Raw genomic sequence first — 21,278 nt, 5'->3', positions numbered from 1 at the left:
GAATGGTCGCCTTGTCCGTCATGCTAACCCTGATATTGCTGTCATGCCTTCTTCCTTTTCTTTACCGGCCGCGGTACGCAGCGCCGCTATCCGACAACTCGTTCGCCGCGATAAAACACCGGTGTATATCCTGATGATGGCTGCCCTGACCGGCACGCTGGTTGGTTTGGTCGGCGTGGGATTCAATCAGGCGGTCAATGTGGTGCAACATTGGCGGCTGACTTCGCTGTCGGCCTTGTCGGCGAGCGATTGGGTGTGGCCGCTGAGTATCCTGATATCAGCCTTGCTGGCGGCGATCGGCTACTGGTTGGTACGGCGGTTCGCGCCGGAGGCGGGTGGTTCCGGCATTCCGGAAATCGAAGGCGCGCTGGAAGATTTGCGCCCGGTGCGCTGGTGGCGGGTGTTACCGGTGAAATTCTTCGGCGGTATGGGTACGCTGGGCGCAGGCATGGTGCTGGGGCGGGAAGGGCCGACGGTGCAACTGGGCGGCAATATCGGCGGCATGGTGGCCGATCTGTTCCCGGGGCGGAAAACGGAAATGCGCCATTCGCTGCTGGCGACCGGCGCAGCGGCGGGATTATCGGCAGCCTTTAATGCACCGCTGGCCGGGATTCTGTTCATCATTGAGGAGATGCGCCCGCAGTTTCGTTACAGCCTGATTTCCATCAAGGCGGTGTTTATCGGCGTGATCATGGCCAGTGTGGTTTATCGCTTGCTGGAGGGCGATCAGGCGGTGATCGATGTCGGCCGGCTGCCGTCCGCGCCGGTCGGTACGCTGTGGCTGTATTTGCTGCTGGGTATTTTATTCGGCGCGGTGGGGGTCTTATTCAATGCGCTGGTGCTGGGGGCGCAGGCGCGTTTCCTGCGTTTCCACAGCCATTCAATGCCGCGTTTTCTGCTGGTCGGGCTGGCGGCAGGCGGTGTGTCCGGGCTGATGACGCTGGCGTTCAGCGACGCGACCGGCGGCGGTTTTGCGCTGATCCCGATTGCGGCGGCGGAACACTATGGCGTAGGGATGTTGCTGACGATTTTTCTGGCGCGGGTGGGCATGACGTTGCTCTGCTTCTGCTCAGGCGCGCCGGGCGGCATCTTTGCACCGATGCTGTCGCTGGGCACGTTGCTGGGCGCGGCGTTCGGCATGGTGTGTGCGCATGTGTTTCCGGCCTGGGAGTTGGGGGCAGGTACGTTTGCCGTAGCGGGCATGGGGGCGCTGTTCGCCGCGTCTGTCCGCGCGCCGTTGACCGGCATCGTACTGGTGCTGGAGATGACCGATAACTACCAACTGATTTTGCCCATGATCATCACCTGCCTCGGCGCTACGCTGGTGGCGCAGTTTCTCGGCGGCAAGCCGCTTTATTCCTGTATTCTGGCGCGCACGTTGGCACGTCAGGCGCAGCAGGAAGCCTCCGTCGTCGCGCCGAACGTCGGTATCAAATCTTGAACGTTGCCGGGTGCTGTTGGATAATAAAACGATAACGAGGGCTGTTGAATACCGCCCGGTATTGAATTGGGAGTAAAAAAATGAGCGATGATGTAGCACTGCCCCTGCAGTTTACGGATGCGGCGGCTAACAAGGTGAAACTCCTGATTGCTGATGAAGATAATCCGGAACTGAAACTTCGGGTTTACATCACTGGCGGCGGCTGTAGCGGCTTCCAGTACGGTTTTACCTTTGACGATCAGGTTAACGACGGTGATATGACCATTGAAAAGCAAGGGGTATCCCTGGTGGTCGACCCGATGAGCCTGCAATATCTGATCGGCGGTTCGGTGGATTACACTGAAGGGCTGGAGGGCTCCCGCTTTGTGGTGACCAACCCGAACGCGAAAACCACCTGCGGCTGCGGTTCCTCTTTCAGCATCTGACGGCATTTGGCGTTAAGAAAAACCCGTGGCCTGACCGGCGCACGGGTTTTTTTATGCGTAGCCGACAGCGCGTCAGCGCCGCCATGCGGCGAATTGCCGGCACAGTTGCTCTGCGGCGAGCATCAACCGCGGGCCGGTGCGGCTAAACCAGTCTTCGTTGACTGCGATCACCTCGGGGTTCAGTTGCGGTCGCCAGAATGCCGTAACCTGCTCCGCCGCGCCGGGCGGCCCGCTGATGACGATGACCTGCGGCTGACGCCGGATAACCTGCTCGCGGCTCACCTGCGGCCAGGGCATTGGGCTGTCGGCGAATACGTTGTCGCCGCCGCACAGGCTGACCACCTGGCTTTGCAGCGTCGCGCGCGATGAGGTAAATAGCGGCTGACTGCCGAATTGCAGGAACACCCGCACCGGCGTGCTCTGCCCGTACTGCTGCGCCAGCGTCTGTTGCTGCTGGCGGAATCGCTGCGCCGCTTCCCGCGCCTGTTCCGGATGCGGGCTGTACTGCGCCAGCATCTCCAACTGGCGCGGAATGTCGTCGAGCGTGGCCGGATCGAGGTACAGGATGCGGATGCCGAATGACGCCAGTTGCTCCAGCGGCCGCTGGGCGTTGCCCTCTCGCCAGGCCAGTACCAGATCCGGTTTCAGCGCCAGAATACGTTCCAGATTGATGCCCTGCCAGTTGGCGACCTGCTCGATGCGCCCGGCTTCGGGCGGATAGTTGGACCAGGCGCTGACGCCCACCAGCCGCTCGCCCATCCCGGCGGCAAACGCCATTTCGGTGGCGTGCGGCGCCAAACTGACGACGCGCTGCGCCACCGGCTCCGCCCGACAGGGGACGAGCCACAGCAGCGCCAGACAGCACAGAGCGTGAAAATACCAGGGCTTCAAAAAGCGTCTCCCGTTAAGCTACCGGGGCCGTGACCCCGGTTTGGGATGGATTAGCGCTGTTGCGCCAGTGACTGCAGCATGGTTTCCACCATGCGGGTGGATTGTTTGGCGGCGGTCGCCAGGAATTCGTCAAAGCTGAGGTGTGATTCCTGATCCGCCACGTCGGAAATGGCGCGCACGACCACAAACGGTACGCCAAACTGATGGCAGACATGGCCGATGGCGGTGGCCTCCATTTCCACAGCGATCGCCTGCGGGAAGGTCTGACGGATACGCGCCAGCGGCTCTTTACCGTTGATAAAGGCGTCGCCGCTCACCACCAGCCCGCGAACGGCGTTCAACTGCAACTGGCCGATGGCGCCCTGCGCCAGCGCGATCAGTTTTTCATCGGCGGTAAACGAGGCCGGGCAACCCGCCATCTGGCCGGGTTCGTAGCCAAATGCGGTAACATCGGCGTCGTGGTAGCGCACTTCGTCGGACACCACGATATCGCCCACCTTGAGTGAAGACGCCAGACCGCCGGCGGAACCGGTATTGATCACCACGTCCGGCTGGCAGTGTTCCAGCAGCAGCGTGGTGCCCAGCGCGGCCGATACTTTGCCGATGCCGGATTTCAGCAGCGCGATCTCCACGCCGTGCAACTGGCCGCTGTAGATCTCGCAGCCCGCGCGCTGGAAGGTCTGGCGGTTCTGGATCTGTTCTCTCAACAGCGTCACTTCTTGTTCCATTGCGCCAATAATGCCAACTTTCATAGGGTTCCCCACCGATTTGTCCGAAATAACAAAAATATGCCGTCTGGCAGATTGCTGACAAACACCTTAATTAATGACACCGTTTATCCCGCATGAAATCATTCACTGATTCAGACAGATATCCCCGTCCGCCAAACCAACCGGCTGTTTGTCAACACCCTCTAGTCTATCACGGCTTAGGCCGTGCAGCGATTGTGCCCCCGCCGGGGACGTGCTATGACTGAGTTGGCGCCCCGCCTGTTGGCATCAACGCCCGCGGTACGACGTTCAGGCGCGGGGCACCGCCTAATCAGGGCATTACATGGAGAGCAGTATGTCTGATATCGATTTTTCGAAGAAAATCAGTTTTCAGCGGCCTTTCAGTAAACCGAAAGACAAAAAAGATGCCTACGCCATCGAGAGGGAGTTCGAAAGCGACCGCGGGCGTATCATCAATTCCGCCGCCATCCGTCGGCTACAGCAAAAAACCCAGGTTTTCCCGTTGGAGCGCAACGCCGCCGTACGTTCCCGTCTGACGCACTCGATGGAGGTGCAGCAGGTCGGGCGCTATATCGCCAAGGAAATCCTCGGGCAACTGCGCAAAAACGGGCAATTGGGCGCGCTGGGGCTGGCAACGCTGGAAACGCCGTTTGAAAGTCTGATCGAAATGGCCTGCCTGATGCATGACATCGGCAATCCGCCGTTCGGGCATTTCGGCGAGGCGGCGATCAATAATTGGTTCAGCCAGCGGCTGGCGCCGGAAGGTAAACCGCCGGGCGCCAGCGAAGATCCCTGTCAGGTGGCCTGCCTGCGGCTGGATGACGAGGGAGACGCGGAACTGAATGCGCTGCGTAGCCGTATCCGCCATGATCTGAGCAATTTCGAAGGCAATGCCCAGGCGATCCGCTTAGTGCATTCGCTGCTCAAGCTTAATCTGACCTATGCCCAGGTCGGCTGCATTTTGAAATACACCAAACCCGCCTATTGGGCGCAGCCCATCCCGCCCGATTACAGCTACCTGATGAAAAAAGCCGGGTTTTACCTGTCGGAAGAGGCGTTTGTCCGGCAACTGCGCAGCGAGCTGGGGATGGGCGAGTTTCACCGTCATCCGCTGACCTACATTATGGAAGCGGCGGATGATATCTCCTATTGCATCGCCGATCTGGAAGATGCGGTGGAGAAGAAGATCGTGACTTACCAGCAACTGTACGAGCGGCTGGAGGACGCCTGGGGAGCGCGGGCGGAGAAGGACGTGTTCAGCCGTACTATCGAACGGGCGTACACCGAACGGCAGCATATGCAAGGGCGTAGCGAGAGTGACCAGTTTTTCATGAAACTGCGTGTGAACACGGTCAACACGATGGTGGGATACGTGACGCGGCGTTTTATTGAGCACTTGCCGGCGATTTATGACGGTAGCTTTAACCGTTCGTTGCTGGAAGAGGACAAGGACGACTACGGGCGGTTATTAAAGATCTTTAAAGATGTCGCCAGAAAGTTCGTTTTTAATCACCACGAAGTTGAACAACTGGAACTGCAGGGCGATCGCATCATCAGCGGCCTGCTGGAGATCTACAGTCCGTTGCTGAACATGCCGTACCGCGATTTTTGCCAGTTGGTGAATGACGATACCCACAAGCGCTATCCGATCGAAACCCGGTTGTACCACAAGCTTTCCAGTAAGCATTGCCACGCCTACCGCGAGGCGACTTGCGCCTTGTCGGCATTAGCCGACGCCGAACAGGAGGTGTGGGAGTATTACTACCGCGCCCGGCTGATTCTCGATTACATCAGCGGGATGACCGACTTATACGCCTACGATGAATACCGTCGGCTGATGGCGGTGGATTGAGAGCGGTTGACGAGAGGGAATGTTTTGTAAATACGGTCAATATTTCCTTACTCTTCACCATCTTGCACAGAGCGTGCGCTGCTGCGCATAGTGATTTCATTCCACCTGACCGCTGAAGGTAGCCGTCAGAGTTTGCACGTTGACTGAATGTGAGACATATCGCTATGAAAAGAAAATCGTTGATGCTGAGCGCGCTGGCATTAAGTCTGGCGATGGCCGTGGGGACGCTGCCGGGTACCGCCGCCGCCGCAGAATCGGTGTCTGCGTCCGGCGCGCAGTTGCCGAGCCTGGCGCCGATGCTGGAAAAGGTGATGCCGTCGGTGGTCAATATTTCTGTTGAAGGACATACCACCGCCAGCCGCGGCGCCAGCGCACTGCCGCAAATGCAGCCTTTCTTCGGCGAAAACTCGCCCTTCTGTCAGGAAGGCTCGCCTTTCCAGTCTTCGCCGATGTGTCAGGGCGAAGGAGACGATGACGAGAGCGATGGGGACGGCGCGCCGCAGCAGGCATTCCAGGCGCTGGGCGCCGGGGTGGTTATCAATGCGGCCAAAGGGTATGTGGTGACCAACAACCACGTAGTGGAAAACGCCGACAAGATTCAGGTTCGCCTCAGTGACGGCCGCAAGTTCGACGCCAAGGTCATCGGTAAGGATCCACGCTCGGATGTGGCGCTGATCCAATTGAAGGATTTCCGTAACCTGACCGAAATTAAGATGGCGGACTCCGATCAACTCCGCGTGGGGGATTACGCGGTGGCGATCGGCAACCCTTATGGGCTGGGGGAAACCGCTACCTCCGGGATTATCTCCGCGCTGGGTCGCAGCGGGTTGAATATTGAAAACTATGAAGACTTTATCCAGACCGACGCCGCCATCAACCGCGGTAACTCCGGCGGCGCGCTGGTCAACCTGAATGGCGAACTGATTGGCCTGAATACCGCGATCCTCGCGCCGGGCGGCGGCAACATCGGCATCGGTTTCGCCATTCCCAGTAATATCGTGAAAAACCTGGTCAGCCAGATTGTCGAATACGGTGAGGTCAAACGCGGCGAACTGGGGATTTTGGGCACTGAGCTGAATTCCGATATCGCTAAAGCCATGAAAGTGGATGCCCAGCGCGGGGCGTTCGTTAGCCAGGTGCAGCCGGATTCCGCCGCCGCCAGAGCCGGTATCAAGGCCGGCGATGTGATTGTGTCGATGAACGGCAAGCCTATCAGTAGCTTCTCTGCCCTGCGTGCCCAGATTGGGTCGCTGCCGGTGGGCAGCAAACTGGCGCTGGGGCTGATTCGTGAAGGGAAACCGGTGACGGTGGAGGTGACCCTGCAACAGAGCACGCAATCGCAGGTGTCGTCCGGCAACCTGAATTCCGCGATCGAAGGGGCTGAGTTGAGCAATACCCAGATCAACGGTCAGAAGGGCATCAAGGTTGATAAGGTGAAACCGGATTCCGCGGCGGCGAAAATCGGCCTGAAGCCTGATGACGTCATCCTCGGCGTGAACCAGCAGCCGGTAGAAAATATTGGCGAGCTGCGCAAAATCATCGACAGTAAACCTCCGGTGCTGGCGCTGAGCATTCGACGCGGCAACAGCGATCTCTACCTGTTGATTCAATAACCTGACTATGGGCATGACCGGGCGCTTCGACATCCGGTCATGCCATTTCCCGCCTGTTTTGTGAGTTCTTCCACAGATTCTGTGTGATTCCCCGGTTTTTGTTCATTTGCACAATGTATGACGCGATACCCGGCGCTATGCTGGTGCGGTTGTCTCTATCCCTTGAGGTTGAAATGGCGTCATACCACCTGAATAACAAACTGGCACAGGAGATCGTCGCGCGCACCATGAAAATCATTGATAGTAATATCAATGTGATGGATGCGCGTGGGCGGATTATCGGCAGCGGCGATCGGGAACGTATTGGGGAATTGCATGAAGGCGCGCTGCTGGTGCTGTCGCAGGGACGGGTGGTGGATATTGATGATGCGGTGGCGCGGCATCTGCACGGCGTCCGGCCGGGCATCAACCTGCCGCTGAAAATCGACGGCGAAATCGTCGGCGTGATTGGCCTGACCGGCAACCCTGGTCAGTTGCGCCAGTACGGCGAACTGGTGTGCATGACGGCCGAGATGATGCTGGAGCAGGCGCGATTGCTGCACATGCTGGCGCAGGACAGCCGTTTGCGGGAAGAACTGGTGCTGAACCTGATCCGTACCGATGATCTGTCGCCGGCGCTGATGGAATGGGCGCAGCGCCTCGGCATCGACCTCAATCAGCCGCGTGTGGCGGCGGTAGTGGAGGTCGATAGCGGTCAGCTAGGGGTGGACAGCGCGATGGCCGAATTACAGCAATTGCAGACGTTGCTGACGACGCCGGAGCGCAACAATCTGATTGCGATTGTCTCGCTGACGGAGATGGTGGTGCTGAAACCAGCGCTGAACAACCACGGCCGCTGGGATGCGGAAGAGCATCGTCGCCGCGTCGACACGCTGTTGTCGCGTATGGAAGAGAGCAGCCGGTTACGGGTACGGGTGGCGCTGGGCAACTATTTCACCGGTCCCGGCAGCATCGCGCGTTCCTATCGTACCGCCCGAACCACCATGAGCGTCGGCAAACAGCGAATGCCGGCGCAGCGCAGTTACTTCTATCAGGATCTGATGCTGCCGGTGCTGCTCGATAGTCTGCGCGGCGGCTGGCAGGCCAACGAACTGGTGCGTCCGCTGGCCAGGCTGAAGGCGATGGACAGCAATGGCCTGTTGCGCCGTACCCTTAACGCCTGGTTTCGCAACAATGTGCAGCCGGGAGCGACCGCCAAGGCGCTGTTTGTACATCGCAATACGCTGGAATACCGGTTAAACCGTATATCCGAACTGACCGGACTGGATCTGGGCAACTTTGACGATCGGCTGTTGCTGTATGTCGCGCTGCAACTGGATGAAGAGCAGTAATGCTCGTGTCGATGACGACGAGAAGCGGCGGGCGGTTGGCCTGCCGCTTACCTTAGATTCAAATGCACTGTTAAGCCGCCAATAATATAACCCGAGAGCATAAATTATCTCGAAACAGTATTTTTTCCCTCCCGCCTTATCCACTATTGTCCCTTCCATAGATAAAACCGGATACAGTTGCGTCGTTTAGCCGCTGTTCCGGTTGCATGATGACAGGCCGCCGGACTCTGGGGCTCTTTTGAACGCTCGCGCAGGCAACGGGCAGACTTTGAGGGGAGTAATAATAATGTCAATGCGTCGTTTGGGATGGTCGCTGGCTACTGCCGCGTTGTTATTTTCGGGTATGGCTTCGGCTGCCACGGAACTGCTGAATGTGTCTTACGATCCAACCCGCGAATTTTACCAGCAATATAACGCGGCGTTTATCAAACACTGGAAAGAAACCACCGGCGAAACGATTTCCGTCAAAAACTCCCACGGCGGTTCAGGCAAGCAGGCTCGCTCCGTGATCGACGGGCTGCAGGCGGATGTTGTGACGCTGGCGCTGGCGGGCGATATCGATGCGCTCAATCTCAATCAGCCGCTGATCGACCCTAAATGGCAGGCGCGTCTGCCGGACAACAGCACGCCTTATACCTCCACCATTGTATTTCTGGTACGCAAAGGCAACCCGAAACATATCAAGGATTGGGACGACCTGATTAAATCTGACGTGCAGGTCATCACGCCGAACCCGAAAACCTCCGGCGGCGCCCGCTGGAACTTCCTGGCGGCCTGGGCTTATGCCAAGCATCTGCCGGGCGGAACCGATGAAAGCGCGCAGAAATTCGTGACCGAACTCTACAAGCATGCGCCAGTGCTGGACACCGGCGCGCGTGGCGCAACCATCAGCTTTGTCCAGCGCCAACTGGGCGATGTGCTGATTGCCTGGGAAAACGAGGCGTATCTGTCGCTGAAAGAGCAGGGCGGCGACCAACTGGAAATCGTCACGCCGTCTCTGTCCATTCTGGCGGAGCCGCCGGTAGCGGTGGTCGACAAAGTGGTGGAGCGCAAGGGGACGCGTAAACAGGCGGAAGCTTATCTGAACTACCTCTACAGCGACGAAGGGCAGCGTATCATCGCACAAAACTTCTATCGCCCGCGCAACGCCAAAATCGCTGAGGAATTTAAGTCTCAGTTTGCGCCGGTGAAACTGGTGACGATCGATGAAGAGTTCGGCGGCTGGAAAAGCGCGCAGCCTAAATTCTTCGATGATGGCGGGGTGTTCGACGCTATCTTCAAACAGATTAATAAATAAGTTGTATTCTGAGCGTTAAAACCGCCCCCATCGGGGCGGTTTTGCCACGTTGGTTGTCTGAGTCGGCAATCCGTGTTTCATCATTGAAAGGCTTGTTATGTCGCGACGTATTTCACCGGTCATTCCCGGTTTTGGTCTGACTCTGGGCTTTAGCCTTAGCTATCTGGGGCTACTTGTCCTAATCCCGCTGGCGGCCATGTTTCTGTACGCCAGTCAGTTGACGCTGACCCAGTTCTGGGAACTGATCACCAGTCGCCAGGTGCTGTTTTCCCTGCAATTATCCTTTGGTTCCGCGCTGACGGCGGCATTCATCAACGGCGTTCTGGGGACGTTGCTGGCCTGGGTGCTGGTGCGTTATACCTTTCCCGGCAGGAAGATTATCGATGCGATGATCGATATGCCGTTTGCCTTGCCTACCGCCGTGGCGGGGATTGCGCTAACGTCGCTGTATGCGCCGAACGGGCTGATCGGCTCGCTGTTTCCTTTTCGTATCGCCTACACGGGGATTGGCATCACGCTGGCGCTGATTTTCGTCACGCTACCGTTTGTGGTGCGCACGCTGCAGCCGGTGTTGGCCGATATTCCCAAAGAAGTGGAAGAAGCATCCGCCTGTCTGGGCGCCAACCCGTGGCAGACCTTCCGCCATGTCCTGCTGCCGGCGATTCTGCCCGCCTGGCTTACCGGTTTCGCGCTGGCATTCGCTCGCGGCGTGGGGGAGTATGGCTCGGTGGTGTTTATTGCCGGCAACATTCCGTTCAAGACGGAAATCCTGCCGCTGCTGATTGTTTCCAAACTGGACCAGTACGATTACAAGGGCGCGACCGGTATCGGCGTGTTCATGCTGGTTGTCTCTTTCATCATGCTGTTGCTGATTAACCTGCTGCAACGGCGCATTCAACCGAAGTTATAAAGGATGAGCATGGATCACAGTATTTCTACGCCTGTGACGGTGCGTCCGTCCTCCGTCAGGCGCCCTGTTACCTTTTATGTGCTCACCACGCTGGCGTGGGCGGTGTTTTTACTGATTCTGGTATTGCCGCTGATCATGGTGGTAACCCAGGGATTGCATAACGGTATCGGCGCGTTCTGGCATGCGATCACCGAACCGGATGCGGTGTCCGCGCTCAAGCTGACGCTGCTGGCGACGGTCATTTCAGTGCCGCTGAATATGGTATTCGGGTTGGCGATCGCCTGGAGCGTCACCAAGTTCGAATTCCGCGGCAAATCGCTGCTGCTGGCACTGCTGGACCTGCCGTTTTCCGTGTCGCCGGTGGTAACCGGCCTGATGTATGTGCTGCTGTTTGGCGCCCAGAGCAAGCTGTATCCATTCCTGACCGAACATAATCTGGAAATCGTCTATGCGGTGCCCGGCATCGTGCTGGCGACCATGTTTGTCACCCTGCCGTATGTGGCGCGCGAGCTGATTCCGCTGATGGAGCAGCAGGGCAGTCAGGAAGAGGAGGCGGCCAGACTGTTGGGCGCGAACGGCTGGCAGATGTTCTGGCACATCACATTGCCGAATGTGAAATGGGCGCTGATTTACGGCGTAGTGCTGTGTACCGCCCGCGCGATGGGCGAGTTTGGCGCCGTGTCGGTGGTGTCCGGTCATATTCGCGGCCTGACCAATACCTTGCCGCTGCATATCGAGATTCTTTACAACGAATACAACATTGTCGCTGCGTTCAGCGTGGCGATTCTGCTGCTGGTGATGTCGCTGGTGGTGCTGTTGCTGCGCCAGTGGAGCGAAGCGCATTTGTCGAAACAACAAGAGAAACAACAGGAGCTGACCGGTAATGAGCATTGAGGTTCACAACGTTAACAAACAGTTTGGTCAGTTCCGGGCCCTCAATCAGATCAATTTATCGATCCAGAGCGGCGAACTGGTGGCGCTGCTGGGGCCGTCCGGTTGCGGCAAAACCACGCTGTTGCGCATTATCGCCGGCCTGGAAACGCCGGACAGCGGCAGCATTGTGTTCCACGGCGAAGATGTGTCGGGACACGATGTGCGCGATCGTCATGTCGGCTTTGTTTTCCAGCACTATGCGCTGTTCCGGCATATGACGGTGTTCGATAACGTGGCGTTTGGGCTGCGCATGAAACCGAAAGCGATACGGCCGTCAAAGCGGGATATCGAAAGCAAGGTGCGCGAACTGCTGAATATGGTGCAACTGGAATGGCTGGCGGATCGCTACCCAGAGCAGTTATCCGGCGGTCAGCGCCAGCGTATCGCCCTGGCGCGGGCGCTGATTGTGGAGCCGCGCATTTTATTGCTGGACGAGCCGTTCGGCGCGCTGGACGCCAAGGTGCGTAAAGAACTGCGCCGCTGGCTGTCGCGTCTGCATGAAGAAATTAACCTGACATCGGTGTTTGTCACCCATGATCAGGAAGAAGCTATGGAGGTGGCGGACCGCATCGTGTTGATGAACAAGGGCGTCATCGAGCAGATTGGCACGCCTGATGAGGTGTATAACCGCCCGGCCACCGAGTTTGTCTACAACTTCCTGGGTGACAGCAACCGATTGAAACTGGCTGGTCATGATCAGACGATTCAGTTCCGTCCGCACGAGGTGGCGTTGTCGAAGCAGACGCAGGCTGACTTCCAGCCGGTGGTGGTCAAGGATATCCGTCCTCTGGGCGCACTGACGCGGCTGGTGCTGAAGGTTGACGGCAACAATGAATTGATTGAAGCGGAAGTGGCGCATGATGACGAGGTGCTGGCCGGGTTGCACCGCGGCGATGTCGTACAGTTCAAGCCGAAACGCTATAACCACGACTGGGAAATCTGACCATAAAAAAACGCCCGCAAGGGCGTTTTTTTCAAGAGCATACGGAGATTAACGGTAGTCTTCGTTAGAAACCACGGAGTAACGGCCGCTGCCCACCAGCATAATCACCAGACTGCACAGGAAGTAGAACGCTTCCCCTTCCAGCCCCCATGCGCCCACATTGGTGATGGTGAATAATTTGCCCATGGTGACCAGCAATGTCGCGACCAGCAGGTTAAACGCCACCACGGCCGCAGAGATACGGGTCAATACGCCCAAAACAATCAGGATGGGGGCGAGTACTTCGCCGATGTAGGCGCCGTAGGCGATAAAGCCGGGCAGACCGTGCTGCGCCAGCATGCCGGCGATCCAACCCACGCCGTTTTCGATTTTGGCGACGCCGTGAAACAGCAGCAGAATACCGACGGTCAAACGCAGCAACAGTTTGCCGCCGTCCGGATGGTCGGTTAAACCGGTAAAGAATTTATTGGCTTTGGCTATCATCGTCTTACCCTTATAAGAATGCGTTTTATTACGATGCTAGTGTCGTCTTTTGGCGACGGAATAAAAAACCAATACATTTGACGTTCCTTATCAAAAATTTTGCGTGATACGCGGTGAGTTTTTGAACATTGCGAGAGCGGATACGGCCTGGCGGGTGTTTGAATGCGGGTGGCGATAAAGTGCGCTATTCGTAACGAGAGGACAATCTGAAGGTGATCGGAACAGAAATTAAAAGAAAACGGCACGAGAAATAGGAATTACCCTGCGCGGTAGCGCACGCGGTCTTCATGATTCTTGAGGAAAATGACCGGACTGGTCGAGGTAATTGGTGGGTCGTGCAGGATTCGAACCTGCGACCAATTGATTAAAAGTCAACTGCTCTACCGACTGAGCTAACGACCCGCAGAAGTGGTGGGTGATGACGGGATCGAACCGCCGACCCCCTCCTTGTAAGGGAGGTGCTCTCCCAGCTGAGCTAATCACCCACTTCTGTACTTCATTGTCATAAGAAGACCGCTGGTATGAGAATGGTGGGTGATGACGGGATCGAACCGCCGACCCCCTCCTTGTAAGGGAGGTGCTCTCCCAGCTGAGCTAATCACCCAATCTCAATTCTTCTTACTTTACACAGCGCGGCACTCTAAAGAGTGGTGGGTGATGACGGGATCGAACCGCCGACCCCCTCCTTGTAAGGGAGGTGCTCTCCCAGCTGAGCTAATCACCCCCGCTGTGTGGAGTCGCATTATAGGGATACTTGAATATGAGTCAACGCTTTTTAAAACGAAAATAGTCGTTCGTTGTAAAATTAGTCGATATGCCGTATTTATGGGCGTTATCGTTGAATCCCTGCGCATTTTACCGGAGTTAGGCTTGAGTCGACGCGGTTATAGCGTTGAGGAATCGGGGTGGAGTGATAGAATATTGCCCACTTTAAGCAGGCTGTGTCGCGCGCTGACAGCGCTCACCCTTGATGGCGGGGCACAGTCCGGAATCCTGGTTGGTGTTGACCGACCGTTGCTGTCTAATGAAGGCCGTAATCCCAATGAAAATCAAAACCCGCTTTGCGCCCAGCCCGACTGGTTATCTTCACGTTGGCGGTGCCCGTACCGCACTGTATTCCTGGTTGTTTGCCCGTCATCACGGCGGCGAGTTTGTTCTGCGTATTGAAGATACCGATCTGGAGCGTTCGACCAAAGAGGCGATTGACGCCATTATGGATGGCATGAACTGGTTGAATCTGGACTGGGATGAAGGCCCGTACTATCAGACCAAACGTTTTGACCGCTATAACGCGGTTATCGATCAGATGCTGGAAAATGGCACGGCGTATAAATGCTATTGTTCCAAAGAGCGTCTGGAAGCCCTACGCGAGCAACAGATGGCTGACGGCGATAAGCCGCGTTATGACGGCCGTTGCCGCGACTCCCACGAACATCACGCGGATGATGAACCGCATGTGGTGCGTTTCCGTAACCCGCAAGACGGTTCGGTTGTCTTTGATGATCGCATTCGTGGTCCTATCGAATTCAGCAACCTTGAACTGGATGACCTGATCATCCGTCGTACCGACGGCTCGCCGACCTATAACTTCTGTGTGGTGATCGATGACTGGGATATGGGCATCACCCACGTTATTCGCGGTGAAGACCATATCAACAACACGCCGCGGCAGATCAATATTCTTAAAGCGCTGGGCGCGCCGGTGCCGGAATACGCGCACGTTTCCATGATCCTGGGCGATGACGGCAAGAAACTGTCCAAACGCCACGGCGCGGTGGGGGTGATGCAGTATCGCGACGACGGCTACCTGCCGGAAGCGCTGCTCAACTATCTGGTGCGTCTGGGCTGGGCTCACGGCGATCAGGAAATCTTCTCTATTGATGAGATGAAACAGCTGTTCTCGCTGGATGCCGTCAGCAAATCCGCCAGTGCGTTCAATACCGAGAAGCTGCAGTGGCTGAACCACCACTATATTAATCACCTGCCGCCGGAATATGTGGCGACCCATTTGTCCTGGCACATCGAACAGGCGGGCATCGATACCCGTACCGGCCCGCAACTGAGCGAACTGGTGACGTTGCTGGGTGAACGTTGCAAGACGCTGAAGGAAATCGCCGAGTCCTGCCGTTACTTCTATGAAGAGTTCGCCGAGTTTGACGCCGATGCGGCGAAGAAACACCTACGTCCGGTAGCGCGTCAACCGCTGGAACTGGTGCGCGACAAGCTGGCGGCCATCACCGACTGGACGCCGGAAAATATCCACCATGCCATTCAGGGCACGGCTGACGAGCTGCAGCAAGGGATGGGGAAAGTCGGGATGCCGTTGCGTGTGGCGGTAACCGGCGCCGGCCAGTCTCCGGGCGTTGATGTGACGGTGCATGCCATTGGTCAGTCGCGTACGCTGACGCGCATCGAGCGGGCGCTGGCGTTTATCAGCGAGCGTGAAGCCCAGCAATAATCGCTTCGAACGATGCTGTTGTTAACGAAAACCCTGGCTTGCCAGGGTTTTTGCTTTTTGTCTTGGATGATTCGGTGGTGTATTGGCATGTCAGGCATTCAGCGCCTGCTCCAGATCGTCCAGCAGGTCCTCAATGGCTTCAATGCCGACCGACAGGCGAATCATTTCCGGTTTGACGCCGGCTTTGGCTTGTTCTTCGGGCGTCATCTGGCGGTGAGTCGTCGAGGCCGGATGGCAGGCCAGCGATTTGGCATCGCCGATATTCACCAGACGCTTGAAGATCCCAAGGGCATCATAAAACCGCACGCCCGCTTCGTAACCGGCTTTAAGGCCAAACGACAGAATGGCGGATGGCGTGCCACCCAGGTATTTCTGCGCCAGCGCGTAGTGCGGATGTTCCGGCAGCCCGGCATAGCTAACCCATGCTACTTTAGGATGGGAACGCAGGTATTCCGCAACCTTACGGGCGTTTTCCACATGGCGCTCCATGCGCAATGGCAGCGTTTCCAACCCCTGTAATAATAAAAAGGCGTTCATCGGCGACAGGGCCGAGCCGGTATTGCGCAGTGGGACGGTACGGACTCGGGCTATGAAGGCGGCAGGACCAAATGTCTCGGTATAGACCACGCCGTGATAAGCCGGCTCAGGCCGATTCAGTCCAGGAAATTTTTCCGGATACTGTTGCCAGGGGAATGTACCGGCGTCCACGATCGCGCCGCCCAGCGAGTTGCCGTGGCCGCCAACATACTTGGTGATGGAATGCACCACGATGTCCGCGCCGAACTGGATCGGCTTGCATAGCACCGGCGATGCCACGGTGTTATCCACTACCAACGGTACCCCATGCTGGTGGGCGATATGCGCCAGCGCTTCGATGTCGACGATATTGCCGGCCGGATTGCCGATGCTCTCGCAGTAGACCAACCGGGTTTTGTCATCGATCAGTTGCGCGATAGCTTCGGGCGAGTCATCGCTGGCAAAACGGACTTCTACGCCGAAACTTGGCAGCATATGGGCAAATAGCGTGTAAGTACCGCCATACAGCTGCGGGGTCGACACGATATTATCGCCTTGTCGGGTGAGCGTCTGCACCGCATAGGTAATAGCGGCGCTGCCGGCGGAAACCACCAGTGCTGCGATTCCCCCTTCCAGCGCCGCCAAACGTTGTTCCAGCACATCATTGGTAGGATTCATTATCCGCGTATAGATATTGCCCGGCACATCGAGGTTAAACAGGTCCGCGCCGTGCTGCGCATTGTCGAATTCAAACGCGACGTTTTGATAGATGGGTACGGCTACTGCTTTGGTGACCGGATCGGCGCTAAAACCGTGGTGCAGGGCGATAGTGGCATCTTTCATGTTTGGAAAACTCCAGCAAATAGAAGGGGGTGACGCATTGTTGGGGTTTTCGCGAAAAGTAAGAAAAACTTTTTTGTCATAAGCTAATCTCAAACAGGCTTGATTAGCGGTGGTTTTTACGCCTGAAAGTACGCGGCTTTTTTCCGTACGTTGCCATTCTCACCGCACTTTGACGGCTTTTTCAGCGGTTGATCGGATAAATGGATTTTGGCGTTGACAGGGTTGGGGGCGTTGCATATCATGCGACCCGTTCACACGATACAGTGTCGATACGGGGCTATAGCTCAGCTGGGAGAGCGCTTGCATGGCATGCAAGAGGTCAGCGGTTCGATCCCGCTTAGCTCCACCAAATCTTCATCCCATAGAGATTTGGTTTTTGACGGTATTATCTGGTGTGGGGCTATAGCTCAGCTGGGAGAGCGCTTGCATGGCATGCAAGAGGTCAGCGGTTCGATCCCGCTTAGCTCCACCAAATTCCTTTCGCAGTATCATCCTGTTTATTTCTCTGACGTTTACTCCCGTTTTTTCCGTTTTACACCAAAATTTATGGTCATTGTCTCCGACAAGCTAAAAGCCTCTAGCCAGCAAAGACAATGACGCGGCGTATTACGTATTTTCCGGCAAACGGGGTGTCCAGTCGATCGGCGAATCGCCCTGTTGTTCCAGCAACTGATTGGTTCTGGAGAAATGGCGGCACCCTAAAAAACCGCGGTGGGCAGATAATGGCGAGGGATGCGGCGCCTTCAACACATGATGCCGCTGCGTATCAATAATGCTGCCTTTTCTTTGCGCGTGCGATCCCCACAGCAGGAATACAATCCCTTCCCGGTGTGCGTTCAGCTTTTCGATCACCTTGTCGGTGAAGGTTTCCCAGCCCAGATTGGCGTGCGAATGCGCTTTTCCTGCTTCCACCGTCAGCACGGTATTGAGCAACATCACACCTTGCTGCGCCCAGCTCTGCAAAAAGCCGTGAGACGGAATTTCAAATCCGGGGATATCGTTAGCCAGTTCTTTGTAGATATTGACCAGCGACGGCGGCGCCGGCACGCCTGGGCGAACCGAAAACGACAGCCCATGCGCCTGATTCGGGCCGTGATACGGGTCCTGCCCCAGGATCACCACTTTGACATCGTGGAATTCAGTAAAACGAAAGGCGTTGAAGACGTCTTTCTGCGGCGGGTAGATCACCTTGCCAGCTGTACGTTCCTGATGAACGAACGACAACGTATTGACGAAATAGGGTAGTTCTTTCTCTTGGGCCAGCACGTCGTGCCAGGTCAGGGAAGTGGTCATGGGAGGCTCTTTGTTCAATACGGTAGTGAGTTCAATGCGCTAGTGGGCCGTCGCCTGAATGCCATCTGGCGACAGCGCAGCCTGATTAGTCAGTCCTGATGGGTAAGCTTACCGTCAAAGCTGAACAGGGAAAACCATTAACCGCGTTTGGCAGGCGATGAATCGCCTTTTGCTGATTTTTTTTAAAATTTACAAAAATAATTGCATTCGTGTTTTTGGCGTAAATTGATATAAAACAAACGATTATAAATTTCATGCCAAATGATGCCCGGTTAAAATTGACTTATATCAAAGAGTGGCTGGGAAAGGACTGGTATACAGATAGCCAGATTCGGTTGGTTTTGCGCTGGCGTTAATACCGTTGGCGATTTGTTACCAACCGTGGATTTTGTATTCGGTTCAATAAGACGCCGCTTAACGGAGGCAATAATGGTTACAGGTATTCAAATCACCAAAGCAAATAACAATGCCCTGGTTAACTCTTTCTGGCTGCTGGATGAAGAGAAATCTCAGGCGCGTTGCGTGTGCGCTAAATCCGATTTCAACGAAGATCAGATCGTTGCCGTCAGCGATCTGGGTCAGTTCGAATATCGCGAAGTGCCGCTGGAAATCAAACCGGAAGTGCGTGTCGAAGGCGGTCAGCATCTGAACGTGAACGTGCTGCGTCGTGAAACGCTGGAAGATGCGGTTAAACATCCGGAAAAATACCCGCAGCTGACCATCCGTGTGTCCGGCTATGCGGTACGTTTCAACTCGCTGACGCCGGAACAGCAGCGCGACGTGATCACCCGTACATTTACCGAAAGCCTGTAAGCTCGTCGGTAAAAAAGACCACGGTCTGGTTAATGCCGGTCACCTAAGGTGTCCGGCATTGTTTTTTCTGGGGAGTGAGTTCCGGTCGCTGTGGTTGATAGCGTGGAGCGGATTGATTTTGAAGAAGGGAACGTGCTGTGACATTAGGACGCACGTTCTTCTTACCGATAATGAAAAGGGAGCCGGTTGGCTCCCTTTTTTGTATCAACAGATCATCGTATCAACAGGCCTGATTCAGCTGTTATCCGCCGGTTTTTCTTTCTGCGGCTCCGCCGGCGTTTGGGCGCTGGGCTGGCGGCGTTTACCGATATTTTTACTGTCGCGATGGCGCACTTTGACCTTCGCTTTCTGTTTTTCTTTCTCTTTTTGCTTCAGCTCTTTGCGCTTGGCCAGCACTTTTTTAGACGGCTTGCCGGTGGTTTTGGGGCTCGGCGCTCGGGTAGTTGGACGCAGTTCATCGACCACGCGCGCTTTTAGCGGCTCATTCAGATAACGGCCGATCTTCTCCAGCAGCAGGTAGTCATGCGCCTCCACCAGCGAGATGGCGCAACCTTTACGACCGGCGCGGCCGGTACGTCCGATGCGATGCAGGTAAACGTCTGAAGTGCGCGGCAAATCAAAGTTGAACACGTGGCTGACGTCCTGAATATCCAGCCCGCGGGCGGCGACGTCGGTGGCGACCAACACTTTTACCCGACCTTCGCTCAACCGTTTGATGGCTTCGTTGCGTTTGGCCTGCACCATTTCCCCTTCCAGATAGCAGGACTCAATGCCCGCCGCCCGCAGCCAGTCCACCAGTTCATGCACTCGCTCGCGCTTACGCACGAACACGATCGAACGGGTTACGTCCGGCTGCTTGAGCAGGTGACTCAGTAGGGCGGTTTTGTGCTGAACATCGTCGGCGCGGTAGTACCACTGCAGGATTTTTTTGCGTTCGCGTCGTGACGGTTCGGCTTCCACTTCGATCGGGTCGTTCAGCAGACGCTCGGCGAAATCCTGAATGGCGTCGCCTTCCAGCGTGGCGGAGAACAGCATGGTCTGCTTGCGCCAGCGGGTTTCTCCGGCGATATGCTCGATATCCTGAGCGAAGCCCATGTCCAGCATGCGGTCGGCTTCATCCAGAATCAGGGTTTCCACCGCGCGGCAGTCAAAATTCTCTTCTTTGATGTATTGCAACAGGCGACCAGTGGTGGCGACCACCACATCCTGATTCTCGCTGAACACTTCGGCGTGATTCATGTAGGCCACGCCGCCGGTGATGGTGGCAATGTCCAGATGCGTGTGGGCGGCCAGCGCACGAGCCTGATCCGCCACCTGCATCGCCAGTTCCCGGGTCGGGGTCAGAATCAGGATACGCGGCGGGCCGGATTTTTTACGCGGAAAATCCAGCAGATGCTGCAATACCGGCAGCAGATACGCCGCGGTTTTACCGGTTCCGGTCGGCGCAGAGCCCAGTACGTCCCGTCCTTCCATCGCCGGGGGAATAGCCTCGGCCTGAATGGCGGTCGGGCGGCTGAAGCCCATGTCGCGCAGGGCGTCAAGCAGGCTATCGTCAAGATCAAACTCGGAAAAATTGGTCGCAGTCATGGTCTACCTCTGTTCGGGGCGCTGATTATAGACGCATTGGCGGGGTTGTTCATCTGTTTAAGCGGCCTCGACCACTTTTCCCGGGCTGGCGTTTCTCCTATGCTAACCCCGGTTCAGCAATAAATGGCACAACAATGACGTCTTTGCAGCATACACCAGCGTTGCGCGCGGGTGGTTTTACCTTCAAACAATTTTTTGTGGCGCACGACCGCTGTGCGATGAAAGTCGGCACCGATGGCGTGCTGCTGGGTGCGTGGGCGCCGTTGCGGGAAGAGTCGCGGATTCTGGATATCGGCTGCGGTTCCGGTCTGATTGCGCTGATGCTGGCGCAACGCAGCGGTGGGCGAGTTCCGGTGGATGGGGTAGAGCTGGACGCCGCCGCCAGCGAGCAGGCGGCAGACAATGCGGCGGCGTCGCCCTGGGCCGAGAGTATACGGATTCATCAGACCGATATTCTTGCGTATGCCCGTACTGCCGCATCGCGCTATTCACTGATTGTCAGTAATCCGCCTTATTTTACCCCCGGCGTCGACTGTGCCTCAGCCCAGCGTGCGCAGGCGCGTTATACCGCCACGCTGACTCATCAGACGTTGCTGGATTGCGCCAGCCGGTTGCTGACGTCAGACGGGCGATTTTGTGTGGTGTTGCCGGTACAGGCGGCGGACAACTTTCTGACGCTGGCGCAGCAGCTGGCGTGGCATGTCGATGCCTGGGTTGACGTCGCGGATAATGCGGCCCGGCCGGTGAACCGGGTGCTGCTGTCGTTGGGGCGACAGCACACGACGCTGGACCGGACATCGTTAATCATCCGTGACGACAGCCGTCGGTATTCGGCGTCGTTTCAGGCGCTGGCGCGGGATTTTTATTTATCGATGTGAGCTTGTTATCCATGTGAACGTGTTCATGGAATTTGTAGAA

The 21,278-nt window shown here is 56.6% G+C and carries 17 protein-coding genes, 6 tRNA genes and 1 pseudogene; 14 read left to right on the top strand and 10 right to left on the bottom strand.

The window, feature by feature from the left end:
* Positions 1-43 precede the first annotated feature (43 nt).
* Entirely contained in the window at positions 44-1,441 is a 1,398-nt protein-coding gene (gene clcA / locus CPA59_RS16935; RefSeq protein WP_049853584.1) for a H(+)/Cl(-) exchange transporter ClcA, read from the top strand.
* Positions 1,442-1,521: 80 nt separating this feature from the next.
* On the top strand, positions 1,522-1,866 hold the full coding sequence (gene erpA / locus CPA59_RS16930) for an iron-sulfur cluster insertion protein ErpA (protein WP_038666648.1): 345 nt from the start codon (positions 1,522-1,524) through the stop codon (positions 1,864-1,866).
* A gap of 72 nt (positions 1,867-1,938) precedes the next feature.
* Here erpA and btuF read toward each other — a convergent pair whose 3' ends face one another.
* Positions 1,939-2,757, bottom strand: a complete 819-nt coding sequence (gene btuF / locus CPA59_RS16925; RefSeq protein ID WP_038919908.1) for a vitamin B12 ABC transporter substrate-binding protein BtuF — start codon at positions 2,755-2,757, stop codon at positions 1,939-1,941.
* A 50-nt stretch (positions 2,758-2,807) separates the two neighbouring features.
* Positions 2,808-3,509, bottom strand: a complete 702-nt coding sequence (gene mtnN, locus CPA59_RS16920; RefSeq protein WP_038919907.1) for a 5'-methylthioadenosine/S-adenosylhomocysteine nucleosidase — start codon at positions 3,507-3,509, stop codon at positions 2,808-2,810.
* Positions 3,510-3,822: 313 nt separating this feature from the next.
* Here mtnN and dgt point away from each other — a divergent pair, with 313 nt between their 5' ends.
* The 7 genes and pseudogenes from dgt to CPA59_RS16885 all read left to right on the top strand — a co-directional run.
* On the top strand, positions 3,823-5,340 hold the full coding sequence (dgt, locus tag CPA59_RS16915) for a dGTPase (RefSeq protein WP_100849989.1): 1,518 nt from the start codon (positions 3,823-3,825) through the stop codon (positions 5,338-5,340).
* Positions 5,341-5,504: 164 nt separating this feature from the next.
* Entirely contained in the window at positions 5,505-6,953 is a 1,449-nt protein-coding gene (gene degP / locus CPA59_RS16910; protein WP_107760169.1) for a serine endoprotease DegP, read from the top strand.
* A gap of 173 nt (positions 6,954-7,126) precedes the next feature.
* Entirely contained in the window at positions 7,127-8,284 is a 1,158-nt protein-coding gene (locus CPA59_RS16905) for a CdaR family transcriptional regulator (protein ID WP_038666661.1), read from the top strand.
* A gap of 286 nt (positions 8,285-8,570) precedes the next feature.
* Positions 8,571-9,581 (top strand): sulfate ABC transporter substrate-binding protein, encoded by a 1,011-nt coding sequence (locus CPA59_RS16900; RefSeq protein WP_107760167.1) that lies wholly within the window; start codon positions 8,571-8,573, stop codon positions 9,579-9,581.
* 97 nt (positions 9,582-9,678) lie between these two features.
* A complete protein-coding gene (cysT, locus tag CPA59_RS16895) occupies positions 9,679-10,491 on the top strand; it encodes a sulfate ABC transporter permease subunit CysT (protein ID WP_038919903.1) in 813 nt (270 codons plus the stop codon).
* A 9-nt stretch (positions 10,492-10,500) separates the two neighbouring features.
* On the top strand, positions 10,501-11,385 hold the full coding sequence (cysW, locus tag CPA59_RS16890; protein ID WP_107760165.1) for a sulfate ABC transporter permease subunit CysW: 885 nt from the start codon (positions 10,501-10,503) through the stop codon (positions 11,383-11,385).
* Positions 11,375-12,328: pseudogene (locus CPA59_RS16885) on the top strand (sulfate/molybdate ABC transporter ATP-binding protein); the annotation flags it as partial. The gene cysW and the pseudogene CPA59_RS16885, both read left to right, overlap by 11 nt.
* A gap of 87 nt (positions 12,329-12,415) precedes the next feature.
* On the opposite strand, the gene CPA59_RS16880 reads toward CPA59_RS16885, so the two are convergent.
* The 5 genes from CPA59_RS16880 to CPA59_RS16860 form a co-directional block, all read right to left on the bottom strand.
* Positions 12,416-12,850, bottom strand: coding sequence for a DoxX family protein (locus CPA59_RS16880; protein ID WP_042860738.1), 435 nt, complete (start codon positions 12,848-12,850; stop codon positions 12,416-12,418).
* A gap of 326 nt (positions 12,851-13,176) precedes the next feature.
* Positions 13,177-13,252 (bottom strand) — tRNA-Lys (locus CPA59_RS16875).
* A 7-nt stretch (positions 13,253-13,259) separates the two neighbouring features.
* A tRNA-Val gene (locus CPA59_RS16870) sits at positions 13,260-13,335 on the bottom strand.
* A 43-nt stretch (positions 13,336-13,378) separates the two neighbouring features.
* Positions 13,379-13,454: transfer RNA gene (locus CPA59_RS16865), tRNA-Val, on the bottom strand.
* Positions 13,455-13,498: 44 nt separating this feature from the next.
* Positions 13,499-13,574: transfer RNA gene (locus tag CPA59_RS16860), tRNA-Val, on the bottom strand.
* A gap of 318 nt (positions 13,575-13,892) precedes the next feature.
* Here CPA59_RS16860 and gltX point away from each other — a divergent pair.
* Positions 13,893-15,308, top strand: coding sequence for a glutamate--tRNA ligase (gene gltX / locus CPA59_RS16855; protein ID WP_038919899.1), 1,416 nt, complete (start codon positions 13,893-13,895; stop codon positions 15,306-15,308).
* A 90-nt stretch (positions 15,309-15,398) separates the two neighbouring features.
* Here the strand turns inward: gltX and CPA59_RS16850 are convergent, their stop codons facing one another.
* Positions 15,399-16,667 carry an O-acetylhomoserine aminocarboxypropyltransferase/cysteine synthase family protein gene (locus CPA59_RS16850; protein ID WP_107760163.1) on the bottom strand — a complete coding sequence of 423 codons (1,269 nt, stop codon included), beginning with the start codon at positions 16,665-16,667 and terminating at the stop codon, positions 15,399-15,401.
* A 273-nt stretch (positions 16,668-16,940) separates the two neighbouring features.
* Between CPA59_RS16850 and CPA59_RS16845 the strand changes: the two genes are divergently transcribed.
* Positions 16,941-17,016: transfer RNA gene (locus tag CPA59_RS16845), tRNA-Ala, on the top strand.
* 47 nt (positions 17,017-17,063) lie between these two features.
* Positions 17,064-17,139, top strand: a tRNA-Ala gene (locus CPA59_RS16840).
* 134 nt (positions 17,140-17,273) lie between these two features.
* Here CPA59_RS16840 and ung read toward each other — a convergent pair.
* Positions 17,274-17,960, bottom strand: a complete 687-nt coding sequence (gene ung / locus CPA59_RS16835; protein WP_038919897.1) for a uracil-DNA glycosylase — start codon at positions 17,958-17,960, stop codon at positions 17,274-17,276.
* Positions 17,961-18,389: 429 nt separating this feature from the next.
* Here ung and grcA point away from each other — a divergent pair, with 429 nt between their 5' ends.
* Positions 18,390-18,773, top strand: a complete 384-nt coding sequence (gene grcA / locus CPA59_RS16830; RefSeq protein WP_033569543.1) for an autonomous glycyl radical cofactor GrcA — start codon at positions 18,390-18,392, stop codon at positions 18,771-18,773.
* Between the two features lie 234 nt (positions 18,774-19,007).
* Here grcA and srmB read toward each other — a convergent pair whose 3' ends face one another.
* Positions 19,008-20,360 (bottom strand): ATP-dependent RNA helicase SrmB, encoded by a 1,353-nt coding sequence (gene srmB / locus CPA59_RS16825; RefSeq protein ID WP_038666687.1) that lies wholly within the window; start codon positions 20,358-20,360, stop codon positions 19,008-19,010.
* A gap of 134 nt (positions 20,361-20,494) precedes the next feature.
* On the opposite strand from srmB, the gene CPA59_RS16820 reads away from it, so the two are divergent.
* A complete protein-coding gene (locus CPA59_RS16820) occupies positions 20,495-21,238 on the top strand; it encodes a tRNA1(Val) (adenine(37)-N6)-methyltransferase (protein ID WP_107760161.1) in 744 nt (247 codons plus the stop codon).
* The last annotated feature ends 40 nt before the right edge of the window (positions 21,239-21,278 follow it).

The organism is Dickeya sp. Secpp 1600, from assembly GCF_003049805.1.
GTDB lineage: Bacteria > Pseudomonadota > Gammaproteobacteria > Enterobacterales > Enterobacteriaceae > Dickeya > Dickeya fangzhongdai.
The sequence above is the reverse complement of the archived record's forward strand: the minus strand, read 5'-3'. Positions and strand labels throughout refer to the sequence as shown.